The organism is Bradyrhizobium ingae (assembly GCF_055791185.1).
Map to the genome: position 1 here is coordinate 161,713 of NZ_JBVUBB010000012.1, position 24,390 is coordinate 186,102.

General features: G+C 64.2%; 25 protein-coding genes and 1 pseudogene. 11 read left to right on the forward strand and 15 right to left on the reverse strand.

Annotation, left to right across the window (positions count from 1 at the left end):
• Window positions 1-49: 49 nt before the first annotated feature.
• Complete coding sequence (locus tag ACV1FX_RS19750) at window positions 50-613, reverse strand: SET domain-containing protein (RefSeq protein WP_473119215.1); 564 nt, start codon at window positions 611-613, stop codon at window positions 50-52.
• Between the two features lie 116 nt (window positions 614-729).
• On the opposite strand from ACV1FX_RS19750, the gene ACV1FX_RS19755 reads away from it, so the two are divergent.
• Window positions 730-1,365, forward strand: coding sequence for a hypothetical protein (locus ACV1FX_RS19755; RefSeq protein WP_473119216.1), 636 nt, complete (start codon window positions 730-732; stop codon window positions 1,363-1,365).
• On the opposite strand, the pseudogene ACV1FX_RS19760 reads toward ACV1FX_RS19755, so the two are convergent.
• Window positions 1,362-2,008 (reverse strand): annotated as a pseudogene (locus ACV1FX_RS19760) (DUF6321 domain-containing protein). The gene ACV1FX_RS19755 and the pseudogene ACV1FX_RS19760 sit on opposite strands and share 4 nt — an antisense overlap.
• A gap of 48 nt (window positions 2,009-2,056) precedes the next feature.
• Window positions 2,057-2,773, reverse strand: coding sequence for a TetR/AcrR family transcriptional regulator (locus tag ACV1FX_RS19765; RefSeq protein WP_473119217.1), 717 nt, complete (start codon window positions 2,771-2,773; stop codon window positions 2,057-2,059).
• 108 nt (window positions 2,774-2,881) lie between these two features.
• Here ACV1FX_RS19765 and ACV1FX_RS19770 point away from each other — a divergent pair, with 108 nt between their 5' ends.
• The 7 genes from ACV1FX_RS19770 (at window position 2,882) to ACV1FX_RS19800 (ending at window position 8,881) form a co-directional block, all read left to right on the forward strand.
• Window positions 2,882-4,282 (forward strand): carotenoid oxygenase family protein, encoded by a 1,401-nt coding sequence (locus ACV1FX_RS19770; protein WP_473119218.1) that lies wholly within the window; start codon window positions 2,882-2,884, stop codon window positions 4,280-4,282.
• A 164-nt stretch (window positions 4,283-4,446) separates the two neighbouring features.
• A complete protein-coding gene (locus ACV1FX_RS19775; RefSeq protein ID WP_473119219.1) occupies window positions 4,447-4,929 on the forward strand; it encodes an MAPEG family protein in 483 nt (160 codons plus the stop codon).
• Window positions 4,930-5,005: 76 nt separating this feature from the next.
• Window positions 5,006-5,578, forward strand: a complete 573-nt coding sequence (locus tag ACV1FX_RS19780; RefSeq protein ID WP_473119220.1) for a hypothetical protein — start codon at window positions 5,006-5,008, stop codon at window positions 5,576-5,578.
• Between the two features lie 15 nt (window positions 5,579-5,593).
• Window positions 5,594-6,148, forward strand: coding sequence for an inner membrane-spanning protein YciB (locus tag ACV1FX_RS19785; protein ID WP_473119221.1), 555 nt, complete (start codon window positions 5,594-5,596; stop codon window positions 6,146-6,148).
• A gap of 107 nt (window positions 6,149-6,255) precedes the next feature.
• The gene (locus tag ACV1FX_RS19790) at window positions 6,256-6,552 is read left to right on the forward strand and encodes a hypothetical protein (protein ID WP_473119222.1); all 297 of its coding nucleotides are present in this window, start codon (window positions 6,256-6,258) and stop codon (window positions 6,550-6,552) included.
• 536 nt (window positions 6,553-7,088) lie between these two features.
• Window positions 7,089-8,195 (forward strand): YadA-like family protein, encoded by a 1,107-nt coding sequence (locus tag ACV1FX_RS19795; RefSeq protein ID WP_473119223.1) that lies wholly within the window; start codon window positions 7,089-7,091, stop codon window positions 8,193-8,195.
• Window positions 8,195-8,881 (forward strand): hypothetical protein, encoded by a 687-nt coding sequence (locus ACV1FX_RS19800; protein ID WP_473119224.1) that lies wholly within the window; start codon window positions 8,195-8,197, stop codon window positions 8,879-8,881. The genes ACV1FX_RS19795 and ACV1FX_RS19800 overlap by 1 nt, the downstream gene beginning before the upstream one ends.
• A 50-nt stretch (window positions 8,882-8,931) precedes the next feature.
• Here the strand turns inward: ACV1FX_RS19800 and ACV1FX_RS19805 are convergent, their stop codons facing one another.
• The gene (locus ACV1FX_RS19805; protein WP_473119225.1) at window positions 8,932-10,887 is read right to left on the reverse strand and encodes a DEAD/DEAH box helicase; all 1,956 of its coding nucleotides are present in this window, start codon (window positions 10,885-10,887) and stop codon (window positions 8,932-8,934) included.
• A gap of 155 nt (window positions 10,888-11,042) precedes the next feature.
• Complete coding sequence (locus tag ACV1FX_RS19810; protein ID WP_473119226.1) at window positions 11,043-12,698, reverse strand: fumarate hydratase; 1,656 nt, start codon at window positions 12,696-12,698, stop codon at window positions 11,043-11,045.
• A 250-nt stretch (window positions 12,699-12,948) separates the two neighbouring features.
• On the opposite strand from ACV1FX_RS19810, the gene ACV1FX_RS19815 reads away from it, so the two are divergent.
• From ACV1FX_RS19815 to ACV1FX_RS19825, 3 genes are all read left to right on the forward strand, one after another.
• Entirely contained in the window at window positions 12,949-13,428 is a 480-nt protein-coding gene (locus tag ACV1FX_RS19815; RefSeq protein WP_473119227.1) for a hypothetical protein, read from the forward strand.
• Window positions 13,429-13,539: 111 nt separating this feature from the next.
• Entirely contained in the window at window positions 13,540-13,713 is a 174-nt protein-coding gene (locus ACV1FX_RS19820; protein WP_473119228.1) for a hypothetical protein, read from the forward strand.
• Window positions 13,714-13,862: 149 nt separating this feature from the next.
• Window positions 13,863-14,537 (forward strand): methyltransferase family protein, encoded by a 675-nt coding sequence (locus ACV1FX_RS19825; RefSeq protein WP_473119229.1) that lies wholly within the window; start codon window positions 13,863-13,865, stop codon window positions 14,535-14,537.
• A gap of 1 nt (window position 14,538) precedes the next feature.
• Here ACV1FX_RS19825 and ACV1FX_RS19830 read toward each other — a convergent pair whose 3' ends face one another.
• The 10 genes from ACV1FX_RS19830 to flgB all read right to left on the reverse strand — a co-directional run bounded on the left by ACV1FX_RS19830 (window position 14,539) and on the right by flgB (window position 23,882).
• The gene (locus ACV1FX_RS19830) at window positions 14,539-15,246 is read right to left on the reverse strand and encodes a glutathione S-transferase (RefSeq protein WP_473119230.1); all 708 of its coding nucleotides are present in this window, start codon (window positions 15,244-15,246) and stop codon (window positions 14,539-14,541) included.
• Between the two features lie 273 nt (window positions 15,247-15,519).
• The gene (locus ACV1FX_RS19835; protein WP_473119231.1) at window positions 15,520-16,209 is read right to left on the reverse strand and encodes a lectin; all 690 of its coding nucleotides are present in this window, start codon (window positions 16,207-16,209) and stop codon (window positions 15,520-15,522) included.
• Between the two features lie 150 nt (window positions 16,210-16,359).
• On the reverse strand, window positions 16,360-17,331 hold the full coding sequence (locus ACV1FX_RS19840; protein ID WP_473119232.1) for a Tim44 domain-containing protein: 972 nt from the start codon (window positions 17,329-17,331) through the stop codon (window positions 16,360-16,362).
• Between the two features lie 284 nt (window positions 17,332-17,615).
• Window positions 17,616-20,195 (reverse strand): cell cycle histidine kinase CckA, encoded by a 2,580-nt coding sequence (cckA, locus tag ACV1FX_RS19845; protein WP_473119233.1) that lies wholly within the window; start codon window positions 20,193-20,195, stop codon window positions 17,616-17,618.
• A 156-nt stretch (window positions 20,196-20,351) separates the two neighbouring features.
• Window positions 20,352-21,431 carry a flagellar biosynthesis protein FlhB gene (gene flhB, locus ACV1FX_RS19850; protein WP_473119234.1) on the reverse strand — a complete coding sequence of 360 codons (1,080 nt, stop codon included), beginning with the start codon at window positions 21,429-21,431 and terminating at the stop codon, window positions 20,352-20,354.
• A gap of 9 nt (window positions 21,432-21,440) precedes the next feature.
• The gene (fliR, locus tag ACV1FX_RS19855) at window positions 21,441-22,211 is read right to left on the reverse strand and encodes a flagellar biosynthetic protein FliR (protein ID WP_473119235.1); all 771 of its coding nucleotides are present in this window, start codon (window positions 22,209-22,211) and stop codon (window positions 21,441-21,443) included.
• A gap of 17 nt (window positions 22,212-22,228) precedes the next feature.
• Complete coding sequence (gene fliQ / locus ACV1FX_RS19860) at window positions 22,229-22,492, reverse strand: flagellar biosynthesis protein FliQ (RefSeq protein ID WP_473119236.1); 264 nt, start codon at window positions 22,490-22,492, stop codon at window positions 22,229-22,231.
• A 158-nt stretch (window positions 22,493-22,650) separates the two neighbouring features.
• On the reverse strand, window positions 22,651-22,959 hold the full coding sequence (gene fliE / locus ACV1FX_RS19865; RefSeq protein ID WP_473119237.1) for a flagellar hook-basal body complex protein FliE: 309 nt from the start codon (window positions 22,957-22,959) through the stop codon (window positions 22,651-22,653).
• A 17-nt stretch (window positions 22,960-22,976) separates the two neighbouring features.
• Window positions 22,977-23,402 carry a flagellar basal body rod protein FlgC gene (flgC, locus tag ACV1FX_RS19870; protein ID WP_473119238.1) on the reverse strand — a complete coding sequence of 142 codons (426 nt, stop codon included), beginning with the start codon at window positions 23,400-23,402 and terminating at the stop codon, window positions 22,977-22,979.
• A 75-nt stretch (window positions 23,403-23,477) separates the two neighbouring features.
• Entirely contained in the window at window positions 23,478-23,882 is a 405-nt protein-coding gene (gene flgB / locus ACV1FX_RS19875; protein ID WP_473119239.1) for a flagellar basal body rod protein FlgB, read from the reverse strand.
• Window positions 23,883-24,390: the final 508 nt, after the last annotated feature.

The following is a 24,390-nucleotide window of genomic DNA, read 5'->3' on the forward strand; positions in this document are numbered from 1 at the left end:
GCGTACTGGATGCCCCGCTTTCGCGAGGCATTACGGCAGAGCTTGAGGCTTACGCCCGCGCGCGACCGTTGGCCTTGCCGTTGGCGTGCTTGCCGTTGAGCTTTTTCTTCGCCGCGCCCTTTGCATTCGCCTTCTGCGCCTTGCGCTCGGCGCGCGCCTTCACCTTGGTCCGCTCGGCCCGCGCCTCGGCGCGGAGCTTCTTGCGCTTGTTTTCGCAGGAAGCGCACTTGCAGCCGATCGGCTTGAGATAGGCTTTGAAATAGTCGGTGCCGTAGTCGTAGTTGATCTCGTCGCCGGCCTCGATGTTCCTGATGGCGCGGATGAACACCTTGCGCTCGCGCGGGCGAACGTCCGATTCCGCGTTCGGGCGGCAGGAATGGTTGATGTAGCGCGCGACGTTCTTGCGCACCGAGCCGTCAATGGTCCAGCGGCCGTTGAGCTCGAACAGGTATTTGTTCTCGATGTCGTCCTGCTCGGGAATCCGCGAGTCCAGGATCGGTCCGAAATAGCGGATGATCCGGGTACCCTTCTTGATCGGTTTGGTGGCGAAGAGGCCAAGTCCGGTCTTGGAGCGGCCGACGCGATAGGGTTTGTTCGACGAGATGGCTGGCATGATCGAGATAAGTGACAACGCGGGACGAAGCGAAGGCGCTCTTCTAGAACGATTCCGCGGCCATGTCAGGTGTCTCAAGGCCCCGTTTGAACCTTCCCCACAATGAACACGTCTGAATGAGCGGAGTTCCGCGGCATGAGGGGGTCGTCGTGAAGCATGTCACACTTGGCTGCCTGACCGCGCTGCTCGCCAGCGTCGCGCTCGATCAGGCCGGCGCCCAATCCTTCGGCAGCACCTACACCTCGACCGCGCCCAAGGATTGCCGCCGGATCGGCAAGCCGAGCGCGCTCGACGGCAGCACGACGCGGGTCTGCCCCGGCAAGGCCGGGCTCGTGGTGCTGATCGCCGAGGACGATCTGCGCGAGGTGGTCTCGGTCGGCCGCGACCGTACATTTGCGGCAAAAGAGCCGGCAGCGCAGCTCTGGTTCCAACCGTTCAACTCCACCGAACACACTGTGGAATGGCGCACCGAGGGCACAGGGCCGTTCGCCATCATCCAGCGCTGGCACATCGCCGACGGTGCCGATCTCGACAAGCAGGGACGGCCGAAGACCAAGGCGATGCTCGCGGTGACGCGACTGCCGCCGGGCCCGGTCTGCCATGTCGCCTATATCGACGTGACGGCGAATGCCAATGCCAACGAGCTGGCGCGCCAGGCCGCCGACCGATACGCGCGCGATTTCACATGCGGCAACGACGAAGTGAAGGTCATGGGCGCAAGCGGCCGCGCCGTCGAACTCGCGACGCGCTAGGCTTTCTTTTTTGCGCGGCGATAGCGCGCCAGGAGGCGCTCGCCCTTGGCCGCAATGCGCCGCGCAGCCGCGACCGTCCTGGGCACCGGTTCGCCCCAGGCATGGGCGGACAATGCGTGCCGCGTCGGACGGCCCTTGGCATCAACCAGTGGCGGCAGCTTCTTGCGGCCATAGAAGCGCACGGCCCAGCTTCCCTTCCGTCGCATGTCCTGCGACGTCATCTCCGTTTCCGGCTGGCGACGCCCGGCCGCAAGTGCGCGCCTTCCTTGCGGGCAAAGGCCTCGCGGCCAGCGGCCGTCAAACCGCCGCGCGGATCCTTCTCGCGCCGGACTGCGCTACGCTTGTGCGTATTTCTCGCTGACGTCTTCGACTTCGTCCTGGATCTTGCCTTGGACTTTGCCCTGGACTTTGCCTTGGAGGTCTTCGCCTTGGAAATTTTCTTGGCCTTGGAAGATTTCTTGGCCTTGGAAGATTTCTTGGCTGCGATGCGCATATTCTCCACGAGGTTGGGATAGCGGCGCCCTGCCCGTCGGGCGCGGGTCCTTGCCGCCGATTTTTGCGTGGGAGTGAGATGCTTCGAGGCCTTACCTGCCCGCTTGCGCGGGTTAGGCCGTTTCCAGGGGGCACGCGGTGTTCTGGCCATGCCGCGTCAACGCACGGCGATGGCAAGGGTTGCGGCGACCCTGATCGATCAGCACCCCGGCGGTTTCCCCGCCACCGTCGACTTCAGGATTGCTTCCAGAAGCTGTTCGGCCGTAGTGCCCTTCGGCAGCCGCTCCAGAATATCCTCGAGGCGGCCGTCGAGCAGCAGCATGGTGAAGCCGTGCACCATCGACCAGGCGCGCGCGATTGCGGCGGCCTGGTCGAGCGTCATCGTATCGCGGCTGATCTGCTCCTGCCGCATCGCGCCGATGGCGTTGGCAAGTCCCGCGAAGGAGGCTCCCGCGGCCTCGTGCAGCGAGGGCCTGGAATAATCGAGCCGTTCGGTGCGGAACATGATGCCATACATGCCGGGATGGGCCTGCGCATAAGCGACATAGGCCTTCGGTCGCGCCAGCGCCTGCTCCAGCGGCGTTTTGGCGGCATCGCAGGCAGAGGCCATCGCCGCGTTGAACTGGCGGAAGCCGACCGCGGCGAGCTCGCTGACGAGACCGGTGAGATCGCCGAAATGATGCGTCGGCGCGGCATGCGACACGCCGGCCTCGCGCGCCACCGCGCGCAGCGTCAGCCCGGCGAGCCCGTCGCGTTCCAGCACGCGTTCCGCCGCCTTCAGCAACGCCTCGCGCAGCGCACCATGATGATAAGGCGTCTCGGCCTTCCCGCCCGCGGCGCGGCGCGGCCGCTCCTTGGCAGCGGTTGACGGCGGTTTTCCGGGGCGAGCGCGGCGGCTGGTTTGGGTCTTGGCCATGAGTGGCGTTATATGACGCCATTTTGACAGTGTAAAGATTTCGCTTGACCAAAGCTCGAGGCGGCACTAGCGTATCTTTACGGTGTAAAGATAAAGGGAGGGTCCGCCTTGCTGCAGGATGTATTCAACCGAGTGCCGGCCAATCGCGCGCCGATCCCGTTCGAAGCCGACGCGCCATTCCTAAACGTCGTCGGCGAATTGCCGCGCGAATTGAACGGCACGCTCTATCGCAACGGCCCCAATCCGCAGTTCGAGGTGCCGGGCGCGCACTGGTTCGTCGGCGATGGCATGCTCCACGCCTTTCATCTGGAGAACGGCCGCGCGAGCTACCGCAATCGCTGGGTCCGCACTCCGAAATGGCAGGCCGAGCACGATGCCGGCCGCGCATTCTTCGGCAGTGGTTTTGGCCGCAAACTGCCGGACGCGCCTGCTCACATCACGGACGGCGGCGTAGCCAACACCAACGTCATCTTCCACGCCGGCAAGCTGCTCGCACTCGAGGAAGGTCACCTGCCGACCGAGATCGAGCCCGGCACACTCGCGACGCGCGGCTACTGCAATTACCAGGGCCGCATTGCCGGCACCTTCACCGCACACCCGAAAATCGATCCCTCGACCGGCGAGATGGTATTCTTCGGCTACAACGCGAGCGGCCCGCTCACGCCCACCCTCTCTTACGGCGCGATCGACGCCACAGGCAGGGCGACGCGCTTCACGCGTTTCGAGGCGCCCTATGCCAGCATGGTGCACGATTTCATCGTCACCGAGAACCACGTGCTGTTTCCGATCCTGCCCACCACCGGCAGCATGGAGCGCGCGATGAAGGGCCGGCCGCCCTACGCGTGGGAGCCCGAGAAGGGCGCCTATGTCGGCGTGATGAAGCGCAACGGCAGGCCCGAGGACATAGTCTGGTTCCGAGCTGAGACCTGCTACGTCTTCCACGTCATGAACGCCTGGGAGGACGGCAACTGCATCATCGCCGACGTCATGCAGTTCGAGGAGGCGCCGCTGTTTCCGCATCCCGACGGCCGGCCGACCAATCCCGACAAATCGTTCGCACGCCATTGCCGATGGACCTTCGATCTGGCCGGCAATACCGACCGTTTTCAGCAGACCTATCTCGACGATCTCACCGGCGAATTCCCGCGCGTCGATGATCGCCGCGCAGGATTGACGACCAACCATGGCTGGTACGCCTGCGCCAATCCAGGCCTGCCGATGTTCTCTGCGCTGTCCGGCATCGTGCATGTCGATGGTGCGGGAAAGCGCCTCGGCCATTACCTGCTGCCGGCCGGCGACAGCATCTCCGAACCGGTGTTCGTCGAGCGTGCCAGGGATGCCGCGGAAGGCGATGGCTGGCTGCTCGCCGTGGTCTGGCGCGCTCGCGAGAACCGCAGCGATCTCGCCGTGTTCAACGCCACCGATGTCGAGGCAGGTCCCGTCGCGCTGGTGCAGCTCGGCCACCGCGTGCCCGACGGCTTTCATGGCAACTGGGTCGGAGCGGCGTAGTCGCTGATCCCCCCATTCCGGAGCTGCGTCACCAGTGCCGCGCGACGAGCCCTGAAATCCATTTCCCCATGCGTGTCGCCGCATGATGGTTTCCGGGCTCGCGCCAAGTGGCGCGTCCCGGAATGACTCCGTAAAGAGCTTGCCGCACCTCAAGGGAGCCTCACATGCACATGCCAGCCATCACGGCGTTCTATCTCGCGATCCTCGCCCTGCTCTACGCCGTCCTCGCACTTCAGGTGATCCGGCTGCGACGGAGCAGCAAGGCTGCCTTCAACGACGGCGGCAACACGGCCCTGCGCAATGCGATCCGCGCCCACGGCAATTTCATGGAATATGTGCCGATCATCACGATGATGGTCGCCATGATCGAGGTGTCCGGCGCCTCCGCACTGCGCATTCACCTCCTGATGGGTGCGCTCCTGGTGTCGCGGCTGCTGCACCCGATCGGCATGTCGGCCGCGACGAACTCGCTGCGGTTTCAGATCGGCCGGGTCGGCGGCATTTTCATCACCATCAGCCTGTTGATTACGTGTGCCGTGATGATCCTGTCGCTCCTGCCCTGGCGCGACGTCGCCGGCGAAGCGTCGGCACAAGCTATTGCTGCAATTCACTTTTTACAGATCGTTCACATCATTTTGACGCTGTAAAGATTTGGCTTGACCCCGCTCCCGGCGTGAACTATTGATCTTTACAATGTAAAGATCAAATTGAGCGAGGCGGTTCATGACAATCTTCCTGATCCTTGCCCCCTACGGCGCCTTCGGCTTCCTGATGTTCCTGGCATCGGCAAAGGCCAGCGTGTTCACGGCCTCCACGATCTGCGTTGCCACCATTGCGATCGACATCATGCGCGGCCGCTCGGTGAAGATCCTCGCCGCCGGATCGGCGATCCTGTTCGCCGCCATTGGCGCCTACCTCGCGCTGCTCGATTCCTCACTGAGCGCGCTCGCGGTGAAAGTGTCGGTCGATGCCGGCATCTTCATCATTTCGCTCGGCTCAATGCTGGCCCGCCACCCGTTCACGCTGCAATACGCCCTTGAAGAGGTCCCCGCCGAGACGGCGGCGATGCCGGGCTTCCTGCGCGCCAACTACATCATCACCGCCGCATGGACCGCGGCAGCACTGTTGATGATGGCCTCCAACGTCGTGCTCATCTACTTGCCCGGCCTGCCGATCTGGTCGGGCCTCGCGGTAGCGTTCGCCGCACGCAACAGCGCGATGTATTTCACGAAATGGTATCCGGAGTACCGTAAGATCAAATACGGTACGCCCACGACTGCACTGCCCTCCTCCTAACCGACAGGCCCGACGATGAAGGACGTATTCGCCCGCCTCACCTCCGATTTCCTCTCGACGATCGTCTTCCTGGTCATCTATCTCGCAACCGACAACATCATCCTCGCGACGTCGTTGGCGATTGCAGGAGCGATCGCACAGGTCATCTATGCCCGCGTCAAGGGCAACTCGCTCGGCTACATGGCCTACGCCTCGCTCGTGCTCGTCATCGTGCTGGGGAGCGCCACCCTTCTCACCCACGATCCGCGCTTCGTGCTGGCAAAACCCTCGATCGCGCATTTTGCGATCGGCGCGATCATGCTCAAGCGCGGCTGGTTGCTGCGCTACATGCCGGCGCGCGTGACCGACGTCATTCCGGAATATGTCACCGCCGCGGGCTATGCCTGGGCCGTGCTGATGTTCGCGCTCGGCGCCGGCACCATCGCGGCCGCCTGGACCGGCGACCTCAAGCTGTGGAGCTTCTATGTCACGGTCATCGCCGGCGGCGCCAAGGTCGCGGCCTTCGCCATACAATATCTGATCTTCCGCATCATCATCACTGGCCGCCTGCGCGCCGCCGCCCGCGCCTGACTGCGGCGAAGAGAGCGTTAGGCAGGCGCTTGAACTTGAGCTATACGCTCGGCGCCGGACTAACCGCGGATCATCGCGGTTCGCCGGGAGAGGTCAGGGAGACAGGAATGGCCGTCGACGGAAACTGGAATATCGTCCTCAGCACACCGATGGGCGACCGCAACACGACCCTCACGCTGAAGAGCGCAGGCAGCGCGCTGACGGGCACGCAGGGCGCCGAAGGTGAATCCGGCGAGATCTTCGACGGAAGCGTCAATGGCGACGATGTTGCCTGGAAGATCTCGATCACCAATCCGATGCCGCTGACGCTCGCTTTTTCCGGCAAGGTTTCCGGCGACAGCATCTCCGGCGAAGCCAGCATCGGCCCGATGGGCAGCTTCCCCTTCACCGGCACGCGGGCCTGAAGAACTCCCTCTCCGCAGCTTGCGGGAGGGCAATCGCATAGGGATAGCGAACGTATTCGGCCTCATGGTTCGAGAACGCGCCGCAAGCGGCGCTCCTCACCATGAGGTCTGGGATTTTTGGCGCGAAACCAGGTCTCATCCTGACATCCTACGGACCAATACCGCGGCGACCCCAAACTGAATCGCTCCGCTGCCGATCACTGGCAGCCGCGCCACATGAGCGAACCATCAGCCGCGCGGCGACAGCGGCGGGCGTCAGACGCCACGGCTCACTTCCATAGCATTCGATATGACATCCCCGGCGTTCTGCGCCTTCGGGGCGAAGTCGCACGAAATGCACAACGCCGGCACGACGATTCTTTCGCCAATTTTCCGGGCACTGACGCTCCGTTTCCGGCCTGCGGCCTCGATGGATGCAAACCGGCAACACACGCGCCGGAGAATCCGATGGAACAGAACGATTTCAATCGAACGGTTGATGCGAGCTCCGACGCGCCGCCCCACCATCGTCGCCACTTGCGGGTTGGAATGAGAACATGATGCGACAGGACAAGATGGCGCGCGAATATTCAGCACAAAAATCGTCGACGTTGGTCGCTTTGGCGATCGTCCCACTGTGTGTCGCAAGCACCATCATCGACGTGAGACCGGCCCACGCCGACCTCCACACCCTCTGCGCCTTTACTTCCGGAGGCGAGCAATTGGTCACCGTCGTACAGGATAGCGATTGCTCGAGCCCATTCGATCCGGTCTTCGGCACATTGGCGTTCGATGCTATTCACGCCACAGCCGTCACGGTCGACAACACCACGGCCCTGAACGGAACCACCAACGTCAACGGCGACAGCAACTTTGCGGCCGGCACGACAGCGACGTTCAACGGGACGGCAGTCTTCAACGGCGCCGTGACTTTGGCCAGCACGCTCGGCACGTCAGGCATCAGCAACACCGGCAATATCACGACCGATACCCTGACCACGAACGGTCTTGCGACACTCAACTCGCTCAGCGTAACGAACAACGCCACCGTCGGCGGCAGTTTGATCGTGACGGGCCATGCGACCTTCAACGGCGGTGCTACCGTCGCCGGCGGCCTCACCACTGATACGCTCAACGCGACGACATCGGTCACGACGCCGACGGTCTTTGCGACCACGGTCAATGCCACCACCGTCAACGCTACGACGTCCAATATCGGGACCGCCAACGTCTCGACCGCCCTGCTGGTCGGCAGCGGCGCTACCGTCAGCATGGGCGGCAACCGGGTGCAGAACGTGGCTGCGCCGGTCGCCGGGACCGATGCCGCCAACAAGAGCTATGTCGATGCCAGTATCGCCGGGCTCGGCGGCGAGGTCCAATCTGCGCTGGCCGGTGTGAACGCCCGAATCGACGACGTCTCGAGCCGCACCAGCAAGGCGACCGCCGGCGTCGCGATGGCCTTCGCCATGGCCGGCGTGCCGACCGTGCTGCCGAGCGAGCGCGTCGCCTTCACCATGAATTACGGCAATTTCCAGGGCCAGAATGGGCTCGCAATCAACGGCGCCGTCCGGCTCAATGACAACTTCCAGCTCACTGGCGGCGTTGGCTATTCCACCAATCAGAGCATCGTCGGAGCGCGGGCCGGCCTGCGTGTCGGATGGTGATGGCCGAAACCTTCCGGCCGCAAAGCGGCATCGCTATCCTCGCGGCGGCGACGTTCGCGGTTGCAATGCTGCCGACGTTGAGCGTGGCTCAGTCGGAGGCTCCAGCTCCGACCGCGATGCCCGCACCGGCTGCCTCGCCTGCTGCCCCCGCCAGCGACAAGCCAGCCTCTCCCGCGCCGGGCAAGGTGCAGGTGCCGATCGAGCAGGCGCTATTGCTGGTGCGCGCGACGTTGCTGACGTTGAACGACGCCAATCGGGCCGGCAACTACACAGTCTTGCGCGATCTCGCCGCGCTGGATTTCCAGGCCAGGAATAGTTCGGCCGATCTTGCGCAGGTATTTTCCGAGATGCGGCGAAGCAATATCAGCCTGTTCAGCGTGATGTTGCTGTCGCCGCAACTCAGTACTCCCCCCGAAATCGACGGCGCCGGCCGGTTACACGTATCCGGCTACGTGCCAACCAGCCCGCAGCAGGTGAAGTTCGATCTACTTTACGAGTCCTCGTCGCGGCAGTGGAAGCTGCTGAACATCAACATCTCCACCACCCCGGCGCAGGGTGCCAGGCAGCCGGATCAAGAGCCGCGCGCTCAGGCCTCGAAGGAGAATGTAAAACAGCCGCAGCCCCCGAAATCGGCGTCAAAGTCACAGGCGGCACAACCGCCCCCGGCAAGCGCGCCGCGCAATTAAGGCATGATGGCTCCAGTTTGAACCGTCACGCGGAGGCCGGCGGCAACAGATCAACCGCGGCGATCCTTTTTGGCCTTCTTTCCGCGAGCACCCTTCGCAGGCCATTCACTTGCCTGGTACGGTTGGCTGGTGTGACCGGACTTGCTCCGGTGCTTCTTCTTGGTCTGGCCGAACCCCGGATCGCCCGCGAATTTCGATCCGCCATCGGCGCGCGACTTGCTGCGCTGCTTGCCTGTTGTCGGATCACGGGACTCGTCGCGGCGACGAGCGCCGTGATCGGTGTCGTCGGCTTCGCGCCGAGGTCCGCGCTTGTCCGAAGGCGCCTGAGCTTGGGGAGCACCTGCCATCGGCTCGATGCGTATGCTGTCTTCCTTGTCCGGACGGCGAATCTTGACGGCGAAGGATTCGGCGACCCGCTCGGAAATCTCGAACTCGGTGGTGGTGTCCATGATCCGGATGGCGCCGATGTCACGCTTATCGATACCGCCCCGACGGCAAATCATCGGCAAAAGCCAGCGCGCCTCCGCGTTCTTTCGCCGTCCAATGGCGGCGCGAAACCAGACGCTGGCCTCCGCCATGCCGTGACGCGACGATGATTTTCCAGCCTTCGAGCGGGGCCCGGCGGAACGGTCGTCGTCGCGCGAGGCTCTCGCGTTGTCTCGACCGCGCCCGTCGCGCGCCCGGCCGCGATCCTCGCCGGGATCAAGAATGTCTTCGGGCGAAGGAAGCCGCGCGCGATAGAGACGCGCGAGCGCCGCGGCGATATCCTCGGGCGACCGTTCCGCAAGCAGGGCCCGCGCCAGCACCAGATCGTCGGGGGTCGTCTCCTCGGTGAATACCGCATCCTTCAGCATGCGTTCGTGATCGAGCTTGCGGATCTCGTCCGCCTGGGGAGCTGTGGTCCAGACGGCGTCTGTACCGGACAGATTCAGCAGCAGCTCCGCGCGCCGTCGTCTTGCGGGCGGCACCAGCAGGACGCTGACACCCTTCCGGCCCGCACGGCCGGTGCGGCCCGAGCGATGCTGCATGACCTCCGCATCGTTCGGCAGATCCGCGTGAATGACGAGGTCGAGGCTCGGCAGATCGATGCCGCGCGCCGCCACGTCGGTGGCCACGCAGACACGGGAACGACCATCCCGCAACGCCTGCAGCGCCTGGGTTCGCTCGTTCTGCGTCAACTCGCCGGAGAGCGCGACCACGGAAAAACCGCGCTCGAGCAGCGCCGCCTGCAAATGCCTGACGGCATCCCGCGTGTTGCAGAACACAAGCGCGCTCGGCGACTCGAAAAAACGCAAGACATTGACGACCGCGTGCTCGACATCGCCAGGGGCAATCCGGATGGCGCGGTACTCGATGTCCGCATGCCCGCCTTCATCGCCGGCGACCTCGATCCGAAACGCCTGTTGCTGGTACTGCTTTGCCAGCGCAACGATGCCACGCGGAAAGGTCGCCGAGAACAACAGGGTGCGGCGTGTGTCCGGCGTGGTCTCGAGAATGAACTCCATATCCTCGCGAAAACCCAGATTGAGCATCTCGTCGGCCTCGTCGAGAACGACAGTCCTCAATTCCGAGATGTCGAGATGGCCGCGCCGCAAGTGATCGCTCAGTCGGCCGGGCGTCCCGACCACGATGTGAGCGCCGGCGGCAAGCTCGCGCTGTTCGCGGCGCGGATCCATGCCGCCGACGCAGGAGACGACGCGCCCATCCGCATGTTGATAGAGCCATGCAAGCTCGCGATGGACCTGCAAGGCGAGTTCGCGGGTCGGCGCGACGATCAAGGCAAGCGGTGCGGCAGCCCGCTCGAAGCGCTCCTGGCTGCCGAGCAGATTCTTGGCAATGGCGAGCCCGTAGGCGATTGTCTTGCCTGAGCCCGTCTGCGCGGACACGAGCAAATCGCGGTCGACAGCTTCGTCCGCGAGCACGGCGATCTGCACAGGCGTCGGCTGGTCGTAATTGCGTTCGGCGAGAGCGCGAGCGAGCGGCGGACTTGTTGTCGGGAATGACACGGGATGAATAGCCTTGTTTGGTTCAGGCGGAGCCTGGTTGGTTCAGGCAGAACTGGTCCGGCCGAACGAATCGAAGCCGCGCGCACGGCCGACGGCGCGGCCGCACGCGTGGCGACTTGATCAGGATGCCTTGCGAGCTCCTGCGAGGACGCGCGCTAGCCGAGGTTCAACTCCTTGAAGAAGTCGTTGCCCTTGTCGTCGATGATGATGAACGCCGGGAAATCGACCACTTCGATGCGCCAGATCGCTTCCATCCCAAGCTCGGGATATTCGAGCACCTCGACCTTCTTGATGCAGTGCTCGGCAAGGTTCGCCGCGGCACCGCCGATCGAGCCGAGATAGAAGCCGCCATACTTCTTGCACGCCTCCCGCACGGCCGGCGCGCGGTTGCCCTTCGCCACCATCACCATCGAGCCGCCAGCGGCCTGGAACTGGTCGACGAAGGAGTCCATGCGGCCCGCGGTGGTCGGCCCGAACGCGCCGGAGGCGTAGCCCTCAGGCGTTTTGGCAGGACCAGCGTAATAGACAGGGTGGTTCTTGAAATAATCCGGAAGCGGCTCGCCCTTCTCCAGCCGCTCGCGCAGCTTGGCGTGCGCCGAGTCGCGCGCCACGATCATGGTGCCGGTCATCGAGACCCGCGTCTTGATCGGGTATTTCGCGAACGTCGCCAGAATGTCCTTCATCGGCTGATTGAGGTCGATCTTGACGACTTCGCCGCCAAGGGTCTGCTCGACCTGCGGCAGGTACTGCGCCGGATTGTGCTCGAGCTCCTCGAGATAGATGCCGTCCTTCGTGATTTTGCCGAGCACCTGACGGTCGGCCGAGCACGACACGCCTAACCCGATCGGGAGCGAGGCGCCATGGCGCGGCATGCGGATCACGCGCACGTCGTGGCAGAAATATTTTCCGCCGAACTGCGCGCCGACGCCGAGCGACTGCGTCATCTTGTGGATCTCCTGCTCCATCTCGACGTCGCGGAAGGCATTGCCGTCGGGCGAGCCGTGGGTCGGGAGCGCGTCGAGATAGCGCGCGGAGGCGAGCTTCACCGTCTTCATGCAGAGCTCGGCCGAGGTGCCGCCGATCACGATCGCGAGGTGATAGGGCGGACACGCCGCAGTGCCTAGCGTCAACACCTTTTCCTTCAGGAAGGCGAGCAGCCGATCCTTGGTCAGCACCGAGGGTGTTGCCTGGAAAAGAAAACTCTTGTTGGCGCTGCCGCCGCCCTTCGCCATGAACATGAACTTATAGGCGTCATCGCCCTCGGCGTAGATCTCGCACTGCGCCGGCATGTTGTTGGCGGTGTTCTTCTCCTCGTACATCGACAGCGGTGCGACCTGCGAGTAGCGCAGGTTGCGGCGGAGATACGCATCACGCGCGCCTTCCGACAGCGCCGCCTCGTCCTCGCCGTCGGTGATGACGTTGCAGCCCTTCTTGCCCATGATGATCGCGGTGCCGGTGTCCTGGCACATCGGCAGGACGCCGCCGGCGGCGATGTTGGCGTTCTTCAGGAAGTCGAGCGCGACGAACTTGTCGTTCGGGCTGGCCTCGCCGTCTTCCAGGATCGCGCGAAGCTGCCTCAGATGCCCCGGCCGCAAATAGTGGTTGATCTCGCCGAAGGCCGCCTCCGAAAGCGCCCGCAGCGCCTCGCGCGACACCACCAGCATGTCCTTGCCGAGGACCTTTTCGACCCGCACGCCCTCGCTGGAAATCTTCTTGTAGGGCGTCTCGTCCTTGCCCAGCGGAAACAGCGGGGTGTGCTTGTAGGGCGGAACGGGCTGGGACTGGTCGGGAAAGGCGGTGGGAGCGTTCATGGGGGCGATCTCGGGTTTTCGGAGCCCTCTTGCAGGCCCCTGGCATGGAAGCGTTCTAAGCGCATTTTGGGGGTAAAAGGAAGGGAGCTCTGTGCCGTCCGGCCATCCCTATTTGCGGTCCCGGACCGGTCGTTCCGACCGCTGTCGTTCGGCAGTCAGGATCGATCGGCTCTGCACAACCACGCCGGGTTACGCCCTTGCACTTCGGTCCCGCCGACGCTTGAATGCGCCCCGGAAGGGGCTTTTCATCATGACATTGAACTTGAACGTTCGCGGCGCGATTCTGGCCGCCGCCGCAATCACCGGCCTTGCCGCCGTCGCCTCGCCTGCGCGCGCGGACCAGTGCGACGACATTGCAAAGCAGCTCGGAAACGGCATCGACGGGCTGAAGGTCAACTTCAAGGCCGCCAACATCATCTACCTCAACCACCCGGCGGCGAAGGAATTGTCGCTCGGCTGTCGCGCACAGGGGCAGACCTATTCCAACGAGCTCTATGCCAAGGGCGACCGGCGGCCGACGCCGCAGTTCTACGATCTGGTCGCCTCGGCGGCCGCGATCATCTTCACGCTGCCGAAGGACGACACCACGACCGGCGCGACGCGCTGCCTCAAGCGCATGGGCATTTTGCGCGGCGACAAAGTGTCGATGCGCTACAAGCGGCTGAACATGGAGTGCACGCGCACCAAGACCGAAGCCTCGATCGCGATCACGCGGCCGAGGGACGAGTGAGCGGGAAGCGCAAGCGCGCCCAGGATTCCCTCGCATTTTAACGATCTGCTTCACGGAAGTTTTGGCTCCCGCGGGTCATGGTCGCGTGTTTCTATCTGTGAGGATTTGCGGATGAGTGTTTCCAGCGTTACGCCGCCTCCGATCGCGATCGTGGTGCCGAACAACGACACGACCAAGCAGCAGGACGACCAGACCAAGGCCAAAGATTCCGATTCCAGCTATCAGCCGCCGCCGGCTCCGCCGCTGCCGCCGGGCCAGGGCACGCGGATCGATCAGTACGCCTGAAGCGCGACGCGCTTTAGGTTGTTGCTTGAGCAAGATCTCCGCGCAGACACGTTCCGGATCATGCTCTAACCCCGGCTCTCGCCCGCCTTCAGGCCGCATCTTTGCCAGATAGCGGCGCTAGCATCATGCGCGAATTGCGGGAAACGCGTATGATCGCAAGACTGCTCTTGCAGAACACGATCGTTGTCGTCGCGATGGGCGCGCTACTGTTCGCGTCCGCCGGCACGCTGGACTGGCCCTCCCTGTGGGTGTGGCTGATCACCTCCGCCCTGCTCGGCCCGCTCTGCGGCTGGTGGCTGTACCGGCTCGATCCGGCACTGCTTGCGGAACGCCTCAGACCCGTCATCCAGAAGGATCAGCCGGCCGCAGACAAGGTCTTCATGGCCACGTTCATCGTGGCGATGCTTGTCTGGCTGGTCGCGATGGGGTTGGAGCGACGTTACCGCGCCTCCGACATGCCGCTCGCCTTGCAAGTGCTCGGCCTGGTGCTGTACCTCGCCTCGACAGCCTTCACGCTATGGGTGTTTCGCGAGAACTCGTTCGCCGCGCCCGTGGTGAAGCTGCAAACCGAGCGCGCGCAGCACGTGGTCTCGACCGGACCTTACGCCTATGTGCGGCATCCCATGTACAGCGGCATGGTGCTGTTCTTCCTGGGGGTGCCGCTGCTGGTCGGCTCATGGTGGGGCGTCGCGATGCTGCCGGTGTTCGTCGCCTTGCTTGCGATCCGCATCCGCATCGAGGAGCGCACGCTGATCCAGGGCCTGCCCGGCTATGCCGACTATGCGCTGCGCGTGCGCCATCGGCTGCTGCCCGGCGTCTGGTAGCTTAAGCGTCGAGCTCCTTGTAGCGGCGGAAGATGCCCTGCTCGTTGAAGGGAATGCGGCGCTCGCTTGCGAGATAGGCCTTGATGTTCGGACGCGCCGCGACGCGGTCGCGCAACGCGACGAGGCCGGGGATCTCCTTCTCAAAAGCGCGCATGCGTTTCGGAAACGCGTAGCGCATGCCGTCGACGATCTGGAACAGCGAGAGATCGACGTAGGTCAGCCGACGGCCGGTGACGTAGACGCCACCATTGGCATCGAGAAGCTGCTCGAAATAGCCGAGATATTTCGGCACGCGCTCCTTCCAGAATCCAGCCGTGCGCTTCTTCGCTGCCGGCCGTGCATCCTCGTAATAGAGCGACGGCCCGAGCGGATGATGGGTGTCGTGGATCTCAAGCACGAAATCGGCGATCGTGAGCTGGAGCTGATGCACCCACAATCTGCCGGCCACGGTCTTTGGCGCGAGGCCGTGGCGGCTGCCCAGGTAAAGCAGGATGTTGGCGGTCTGGCCGATGATGAGCTTGCCGGCTTTCAGGAACGGCGGCGCAAAGGGCGGCGTTCCGCCCTGCGCATCCATCATCTTCATCATTGCCGCGGTGCCGCGCGGCCCGCGCGCCACATCGACATAGGCCGCCTTCGCTTCCTCCAGCGCAAGCCGCACATATTCACCGCGGCCCTGGATCTCGGGCCAGTAATAGAGCTCGTATTTCATGAGGGGCAGTCCTTGGAGAAGCGCGTCGGGACAAGCCTAGCATGCGACGCAGGTTCCGTCGTTGCCAGACGGAATCCTGCGGGACACATACCGTCATTGCGAGCCACCGGGTGCGTGCGTAGCGCGGCCCGATGACAGGCTCCGCGAAGCAATCTAGAATCCCAACTCGGAGAAAGTCTGGATTTCTTCGTCGCTTCCGCCTTCGCTCTTCGAGCTACGGCGGACAAGTCGCTCCTCGCAATGACGATGAAGAGAGAGAGAGCCGCTTTCGCCTCAATTCGCCGCGAAGCAGTAGAGCAGCCCGTCGCCGCCGGTGCTCTTCAGGTCGGCCTGCGAGCAGCCGCCGTCCGGTCCGCGCGAAGGATGCGAGCTGTTCCAGGATTTCGAGGGCTCGTCGTCGCGCAGGCCCCGGCGATCGAGATGGCCGACCATCGCGGCGCCTTGCGTGCTCGACGTCCAGTTCTTGCAGGTGCGATCATCCGGACCGGCAAAAGCGGTGCCGTCGGGTTGCGATCCCGTGAGGACATCATGCCGGTTCGGCTGGTCGCCGACGCCGTTGATCCCCTCGCCCTTCTCGTTCAGAGCGGTCTGCTTGGTGAGATTGTTGGCGGGGCTGTGCAGATCGGCGACATCCTTGGCGATCACGACGCCCTTCACATTCTGCCACGGCCCCTTGCCGATGCGGTCGCGCGCGTTGACAGCCGGCTTGCCGTCGGCGGCCTGTGTCGAGAGATACGCATGCCAGGTCTTGCTGCCGGCGCCGACGGACTGCGCGAGCTTCTGGCATTGCGCGTCTGCGCCGTCGATGCCGCCGAGATCGGCGCCCTTGCCGGGGCCGCTGGAGGCGACGAAGAAGGTCATGTTCGCCGATTGCGCCAGCGCGGACGGTGCCGCGAGCAAGGCCAGCGCAGCCACGGCGAGCGCGAGGCTTGGGAGTGTCGTCGGTCTCTCGAAACGGGTCATCGCTTCCTCCGGTTGTGATTGTTTTTTTGGTCGCCGCCTGACTCGAACCCGACGCGCGCCGCATTATTCCGCCACCGTGACGTGAAGTGTTCAAACAAAAAGGGCGCCGTGCAGGAGCACGACGCCCTTGTTCCCTGATTTGCAAACCGGTCAGTTGGTCTGCTGGATCGCCGACAGTTCCCAGTTGCTGCCGGGCCGGCGGGCGAAGGTCCAGACCTCAGTGACTTCGCTCGGCTGCTCGCCGCCGGCGACGATCGCGCCGGTATTGCGATCGACCGTCTTGTCGGTCAACGAAAAGCGCATCGCGACAGTGGCATAGTCGGTCACGTCCTCGCGCCAGGCTTCCGCCAGGTCGCCCTGCAGAAGCTTTACGTTGGAGACCTTGTTGGCGACGTTGCGGGCGCGGTTCTCCGCCAGATCCTTTTCGAAATAGGCGACCATTTCCGGCGTCGCGAGCGTATGCAGCTTTGCAACATCCTCGCTCGACCAGGCGGCCTGGATATCTCCGAGCAGACGCTCGAAGGTCTCGTAATCGGCCGGCTGGATCTCCAGCGGCGCGTTGTTGGCGCCGAGCCCGAAACCAAGGCCGCTGCGATAGCTCGGCTGCGGTCCGCTGCCTGCGCCCGCTCCGGCATAAGCCGTCTGCGGCGTGTGCCGGCGCTGCCACCAGGACATCGCCATCCGCACCAGGAACACGACCAGCACGATCTGGATGATCAGGCCGAGGATCGACGACAGGCCGCCGAGGCCACCGAACAGGCCGCCGCCGAACAACAGGCCGAACAGGCCGGCGCCGATGAAGCCTGCCGCGAGGCCGCGCAGCATGCTGCCGCCCGGGCGATTGAACAAGCCGCCGCCCATCGGCGCGGTCGAGTTCGCGCCCGGCTGGCTATAGGTGCGGTTGAAGGGTGTGGCCGTGCCCGGCGCGGTCGAGGTCGACGGCGGCGCGGAGAAGGTTCGCGAACCGCGCGAGCCCGACGAGAAGCCACCACCTACGCGCGCGTCGGCGGAGGTAATCGCGAGCGCGGTCGGCAGCGCCAGCGCCAGCACGACGGCCAGCGTCTTCACGAGACTGCGGCTGCGTAACGAGAAATTCATGTGCGTTTCCCAAATCCCCGGCATGGGGAAGTGCCATTAAGATGGTCAGTGGAACTCAAAAGTGAAGCCGGTTTCGGGACCTGCGGCTGCGGCCCTCAGTCGCGGGTCGGTGCGGAATTACCTGTCATTTGCGAACCCTCCCTGAGATCGTCCTGGCGAAAGCCAGGGCCCATTACCCCAGGATTTGGTTAGGCGGACGGTACTCGCCCCGGAGGTCCTATCGATAGATCACGCGGTTGGGTCCTAGCCTTCGCCAGGACGACACCGAGTATGCGGCAACATATCGCCCGATCCTCACCAACAACGCCTCACCCAGCCTTCATCGTCTCCTTCACGGCGGCGACGAGCTGGCTCAACGTGAACGGCTTTGGCAGGAAGTCGAACTGCTGGCCTTCAGGCAGGCTCTTCTCGAAGGCATCCTCGGCATAGCCGGAGACGAAGATGAACTTGATGTCGGGGTTCTTCTCCCGCATCGCCTTCAGCAGCGTCGGACCGTCCATCTCCGGCATCACGACGTCGGAGACGACGAGATCGATCGCGCCGCTCTGCTCGTCCAGCACCTCCATGGCCTCGACGCCGTTCTCGGCCTCGACCACGGTGTAGCCGCGCGAGCGCAGGCCGCGCGCGTTGAGTGCGCGCAGTCCCTCCTCGTCCTCGACGAGCAGGATGGTACCCTGGCCCGTAAGGTCGGTTCGCGGCTTGGCTTCGGCAGCGGGCGCGTCCTTGGCCGCGCCGTTCGCCGGGGCGGCGGTGCCGGCCACCGGCGTCTCGACCTGCGCTTCGGGTTCGGCATCATGCCGCGGCAGGAAGATGTGGAACGAGGTACCCTTACCGGGCTCGGAATCCACGTAGATAAAGCCGCCGGTCTGCTTGACGATGCCGTAGACTGTGGACAGGCCGAGGCCCGTGCCCTTCCCGACCTCCTTGGTCGAGAAGAACGGCTCAAAGATCTTGTCGCGGATGTCGGCGGGGATGCCGGTGCCGGTGTCGGCGACCTCGATCCGCACATAGTCCGCCGCCGGCATGCCCTTATAGGCGAGCTTGCCCGCTTCGTCCGTGGCGACGTTGGCGGTGCGAATGATCAGCTTGCCGCCGTCGGGCATCGCATCGCGTGCATTGACGGCGAGATTCACGATGACCTGCTCGAACTGGGAGACGTCGACCTTGACCGGCCAGAGGTCGCGGCCGTGGACGAGATCGAGCTTCACCTTCTCGCCGATCAGCCGGCGGAGCAGCATGGTGAGATCGGAGAGCGCATCGCCGAGATCGAGCACCTGCGGCCGCAGCGTCTGGCGGCGCGAGAATGCGAGAAGCTGTCGCACCAGGGTCGCAGCCCGCGTCGCGTTCTGCTTGATCTGCATGATGTCCTGGAACGACGGATCGGTCGGCTTGTGCGCGTTCAACAGGAAGTCGTTCGCCATCATGATGGCGGACAGCACGTTGTTGAAGTCGTGGGCGATGCCGCCGGCGAGTTGGCCGACCGTCTCCATCTTCTGCGACTGGTTGATCTGGTTCTCCAGCGCGCGCCGCTCGGTGGTCTCGAGCATGTAGACGATCGCAGCTTCCGTATCGCGCTCGTCCTCCTCCACCGGCGTTACGAAGAACTGGCCCCAGCGCTCCTTGGCCCCTTCCAGCGCCACCTCGACCGGCGAGACGTCGGCCTGGCCTTCGGCGGCGCGGTTGATCGCCGCGATCAGCAGGTTCCGGTCGCGCGAATTGATTGCGCGGAAGATCGACCTGCCGGCGCTATCGAGGCCGAGGCCCTGCGCCAGCTTGGCGTAACGCGCATTCGCCCGCACCACATTGCCGCCGCGATCGACGGTGGCGATCGCCATCGGCGTGTGGTCGAAGAAGCGCATGAAGCGCACTTCGGCGGCGCGGTCGGGATCGCTGCGCTCGTCGCGGGCGCGGCTGATCACGAGGGTGCGCGACGGGCCCGGCGTGCCGTCGGCCCCGAAGGCCAGCTTGTGATAGAGCCGCACCGGCATGGTCCTGCCGGTGCGCATGCGCAGGTCGATGTCGAAGACTTCCGTCTTGACTTCGCCCGGCACCGCCACGATCGACGTCAGCAGCGAGGCGCCATCGCCGGAGACGATGTCGGTGAGCTTGAGGCCGCCCGAGCCGATCTCGGCGAGATCATAGTCGAGCCAGTTGGCGAGCGTTGCGTTGACGTAAGCGAGCTCGCCGGCCGGATTGACGGAGAAGAAGCCGCAGGGGGCGTGATCGAGATATTCGATCGCATGCTGGAGCTCCTGGAATACATCCTCCTGGCGCTCGCGGTCGCGGGTGATGTCGGCGATCGACCACACGGCATATCTGGCCTCGCGCTTGCCCGTGCCGAGCGGACGCACCCGCATGCGCAGCCAGCGTCCCTGGCTGCCGTCATGGCCGGAGATGCGCACCTCCTCCTGCTGCCGCTTGCCTTCGCGCGCGGCCTTCAGCAGGCGGAACACCGCCTCTGACACATCGGGATTGCCGATGAAGACGCGCTCGACGGGCCGCACGTCCTGCGGGCCGGAAGCGCCGGTCATGGTCAGATAGGCTGCGTTGGAATAGACGACATGGCCGCGCGGATCGGTCACCGCGAGCCCGTCAAAGGCATGATCGGAGATACGGGCGATGATGGGATCGTCGAGATTGCGGTCGGCGAAGCGGACGATGCCGGCTGCAAAGGCGAACAGGTTGAACAGACCGACCATCGCCAGCACGGCGAGGATGCCAAGGATATAGGGCTGCGCCTGTGTCCGGCCGAGCGTCATCAGCCCGACAGCCACCGCCACGAGCGTCGCCGCCACCAGGAACACCAGCGCGATGCTGCCCGAGCGCTGCGGCGGCTCATGCGCCGCAACAGGCTCACGTGACAGGTTGTGGTCGGTCTCGGCGGTCATCCCAGGTCAGCGCAGCCTGTCGGCAGGAAAAAGAACGCGCGAACCGCGCGCAACGTGCCCTCCCTGCCTGAATCGGACCTTCAGGCGCAAGGGCGGCAGGGGCGAAACGTAAGCTGATTCCCAGTTTACAGCCATTTCCGGTACTTTTCGGGTGCTTTATTGCCGTCCGGCGCCGAATCCGCGCTTCAGCCGCATGACGTAGCCGATGACCTCGGCAACAGCATGGTAGTGCTCGACCGGGATTTCCTGGTCGATTTCCACGGTGGCATAGAGCGCCCGCGCCAGCGGCACGTTCTCGACGATCGGAATGTCGTGCTTGCCGGCGATCTCCCTGATCTTGAAGGCGAGATTGTCGACGCCCTTGGCGACGCAGATCGGCGCCTGCATGCCGCGCTCGTAGGACAGCGCCACCGAATAGTGGGTCGGGTTGGTGATGACCACGGAGGCCTTTGGAACCGCCGCCATCATGCGTTTCTTGGCGCGAGCATGGCGGAGCTGGCGGATCTTGCCCTTGATGTGCGGGTCGCCTTCGGACTGCTTGAACTCTTCCTTGATCTCCTGCTTCGACATCTTCTGGCGCTGGAACCAGCTTCGGTACTGGAACAGGTAGTCGGCGAGCGCCACGACGGCGAGCGCGGCAACCACCGCGCCGAGCAGGTGCACGGTCATGCTGGTGGTGACGCCGAGCATTGCGGACGGATCGAGCTTGACCATGGCTTCAACGCGATGCCGCTCCGGCCACAGGACCATGGTCATGACGGCGCCGAGCCCGACCAGCTTGCCGATGCCCTTGAGGAAGTTCGCCGCCGCCTGCTTGCCGAAGATGCGCTTGAAGCCGGCGCCGGGCGAGATCTTGCTGAGCTTCGGCTTCAGGGATTCGCCCGACCACACCAGCCGGTGCTGGAGCATGTTGCCGGCGATCGCGGCGAGCACCAGCATCAGCAGCGGCACGCCGATCGCGGCGATGACGGCGAATTCGAGCTGTTGCATCAGCGCCATCAGGCTCTTGCCGTCCGTCCTGATCATCCAGGCATTCGCCAGCAAATTGCGCATCGGCATCAACAGGCCTCCGCCGACCGAGCCCGAGAAGGTCGAGAACACGAGCGTGCCGCCCGCGATCATGAACCAGGTGTTGATCTCCTGGCTCTTGGCGACGTCGCCGCGCTCGAGCGCCTCGTCGAGACGTTTTTGTGTCGGGTCTTCTGTTTGGCTCTCGGGATCGTTGTCGTCCGCCATTGATCCCTCTTACCTGAGCGGCATCATCTGGTGCATCACACCGATGAAATAGTCGAGGAAGGTGCCCATCATCGCCGTGAGCACCACGGCGAGCACGAGGAAGCCGGCGAAGATCGAGAGCGGCACGCCGACGAAATAGACCTGCATCTGCGGCATCAGCCGCGCCAGGACGCCAAGCCCGATATTGAAGACGAGACCGAACACCAGGAACGGCCCGGCGAGCTGAAGTCCCAGGCGGAAGGCGGCGGCGAAGGCGCGCGTCGCAAGCGAGGCGACGTCGCCGCTCGACATCGTCTCGCCGGGCGCGAAGATCGCGTAGCTGTCGTTCAGGGCGGCGATCACGAGATGATGGCTGTCGGTCGCGAACAGCAGCGTCACGCCTAGCATGGTCAGGAAGTTGCCCACCAGCACGCCCTGCTGGCCCTGCGTCGGATCGACCGAGGTGACGAAGCCGAGCCCCATCTGTTGCGCGATGACGGCGCCGGCGACCTGGAGGGCGGCGAGCGTCACGCGTGCGGTCGCGCCGAGCACGATGCCGATGGCGATCTCATGCAGCATCAGCACCAGGAGCGAGGCGATCGAACCCATGTCGACATGGTAGGCGTTGCGATGAAGCGGCAGGATGATCAGCGTGAGCAGCAGCGCGATCGACAGTTTGATGCGCGTCGGAATATTGGTCTCGCCGAGCCCCGGCAGCAGCATCACCATCGCGCCGACCCGGGCGAAGGCGAGCATGAAGGCCGCGGCGAGCGCCGGCAGCAGCGAGATGTCGATGCGCATGGTGCACGCATACTGCCTCAGCCGCCGATGATTCGCGACGATATCCGCAGCATGTGGGAATGGAGCGCGTCGGCCATGAAGGGTAATGCCAGCAGCATGGTCGCGAAGATGGCGAGGATCTTCGGCACGTAGATCAGGGTCTGCTCCTGGATCTGCGTCAGCGCCTGGAACAGCGACACCACGACACCAACCACGAGCCCCACCACCATCGGCGGCGACGACACGATCACGATCGTCCAGATCGCATCGCGGGCCACGTCAAGCGTTTCAGGTCCGGTCATTGCACAAATCCTCTATTCCACACTCGCCTTCCCCCCGCTATCGCGAGGAGGCCACGCCCTCTTCCCGTCATTGCGAGCGCAGCGAAGCAATCCAGAGACGCATCCGCGGTAAGATTCTGGATTGCTTCGCTGCGCTCGCAATGACGAGTGCGAGAAACTCAGATCGCCATCTTCATGATGTCTTCGTAGGACTGGATCACGCGGTCGCGCACCGACACCAGCGTCGAGACGGCGACGTCGGTTTCGGCTACCGCGGTTACCACGTCCATCACGTTGGCCTTGCCGCTCGCCATGGCCACGGTCTGCGCATCGGATTTGCGGCCGGACTCCATGACGCTGCCGATGGAGTCCTTGAGCAGCGCGGCGAAGGACGGGCCGCTCGTCTCGGATCCCTTGCCGGCGGCGCTGTTTTCGAGCACCCGCGCGAGGTTGGCATAGGCGTTGGCGGCAATCGTCGGTGAAGCCATGACTTTGAGCCTCCTGTTCAGGCCTTGAGGATGTCGAGCGTGCGCTGGATCATCCGGCGCGTCGCACTGATGATGTTGAGATTGGCCTCATAGGACCGCTGCGCATCGCGCATGTCGGTCATTTCGACCACCGAGTTCACATTCGGATATTTGACGTTGCCGCTCGCGTCTGCAGCCGGATTGTTCGGCTCGTATTTGACGCGAAAGTTGGACTGGTCGGGCCTGATCTTGCCGAGCGTGACGACCTGCGCGTCCAGCGTGCGGTCGAGCGCGGAGGAGAAGGTCGGCACCTTGCGCCGGTAGGGATCGCCGCCGGCACTCTGGGCGGTGGAGTCCGCGTTCGCGATGTTCTCCGAGATCACCCGCATGCGCCCGGCCTGGGCGCGCAGGCCGGAGGTCGCAATTGCCATCGAACGAGCAAAGTCGCTGCTGTCATTCGCCACGATAGGCCTCCCCTAGGCTCTTTGTTTGAGCATGATCTCGTCGAAAGACCGCTGCACACTTTTCCGGATCATGCTCTAGCCTTTGCCGATCGCCGTCTTCAGCAGATGCAGGCTCTTGGAGTAGAGCGAGGTCGCGGCCGCGTAATCCATCTGGTTCGAGGCGGACTTCATCATCTCCTCCTCGAGGTTGACGGCGTTGCCTGCAGGGCGGGTCTCGAAGCCCGCATTCTTGTTCTGATCGAAGCTCGACGGCGCGCCGGAGGGCGTCATGTGCGAGGCGCTGGTCCGGGCCATCGCGAGCGGCCCCATCGAGCCGGTGACCGCGCCGGTCTTGTCGAACTTGGGCTCGACCAGGTCGCGCGGCCGGAAGTTGGGCGTGTCGGAATTGGAGACGTTCTCGGACAGGACGCGCTGGCGTTCCTGGTGCCACTGCATCTTGGTGCGAAGCGCCGAGAGCACCGGGAGGTCGTTGATGGACATGGCTTGCGGCTCCTTGCCCCGGATCAGGCCCGGAGCTAGGCAGAATTTGCCGCGTGTATGGTTAACGGCTGGTTAAGATGTCGGCGGCGGATGTCCCTCCTTGAGACGCCGGGTTTCGCCCCCGGGATTCTACGTTTCCAAAACCCTCGTTAACCCAACTGCTTGGCTCCGGAACAAAGCCCAAGAAGTCGTTTTGGATCGGACGATTCATGGGTTATTAAGAACTGGGGGACGGCAGAACTTGCCGTTGGGTGTTAAGGGATCGAACTTCTGGGGCGTCGCGGGCTTGTGGTCGGGATGGATTTCGACCATTGGCCGCATGAGACAAGCGCCATTTGCCGGGGACAAGCATGCAAGGCCCTTTGACCTTTATTTTAGCGTTCATCGTCGTTCTGGCGCTGATCGGCTTGGCCGCGTGGCTGGCTGTCTCTTATACACATCTGACGCTGCCGACGACTAGGGGGGGGGGGGGGGGGGGGGGGGGGGGGGGGGGGGGGGGGGGGGGGGG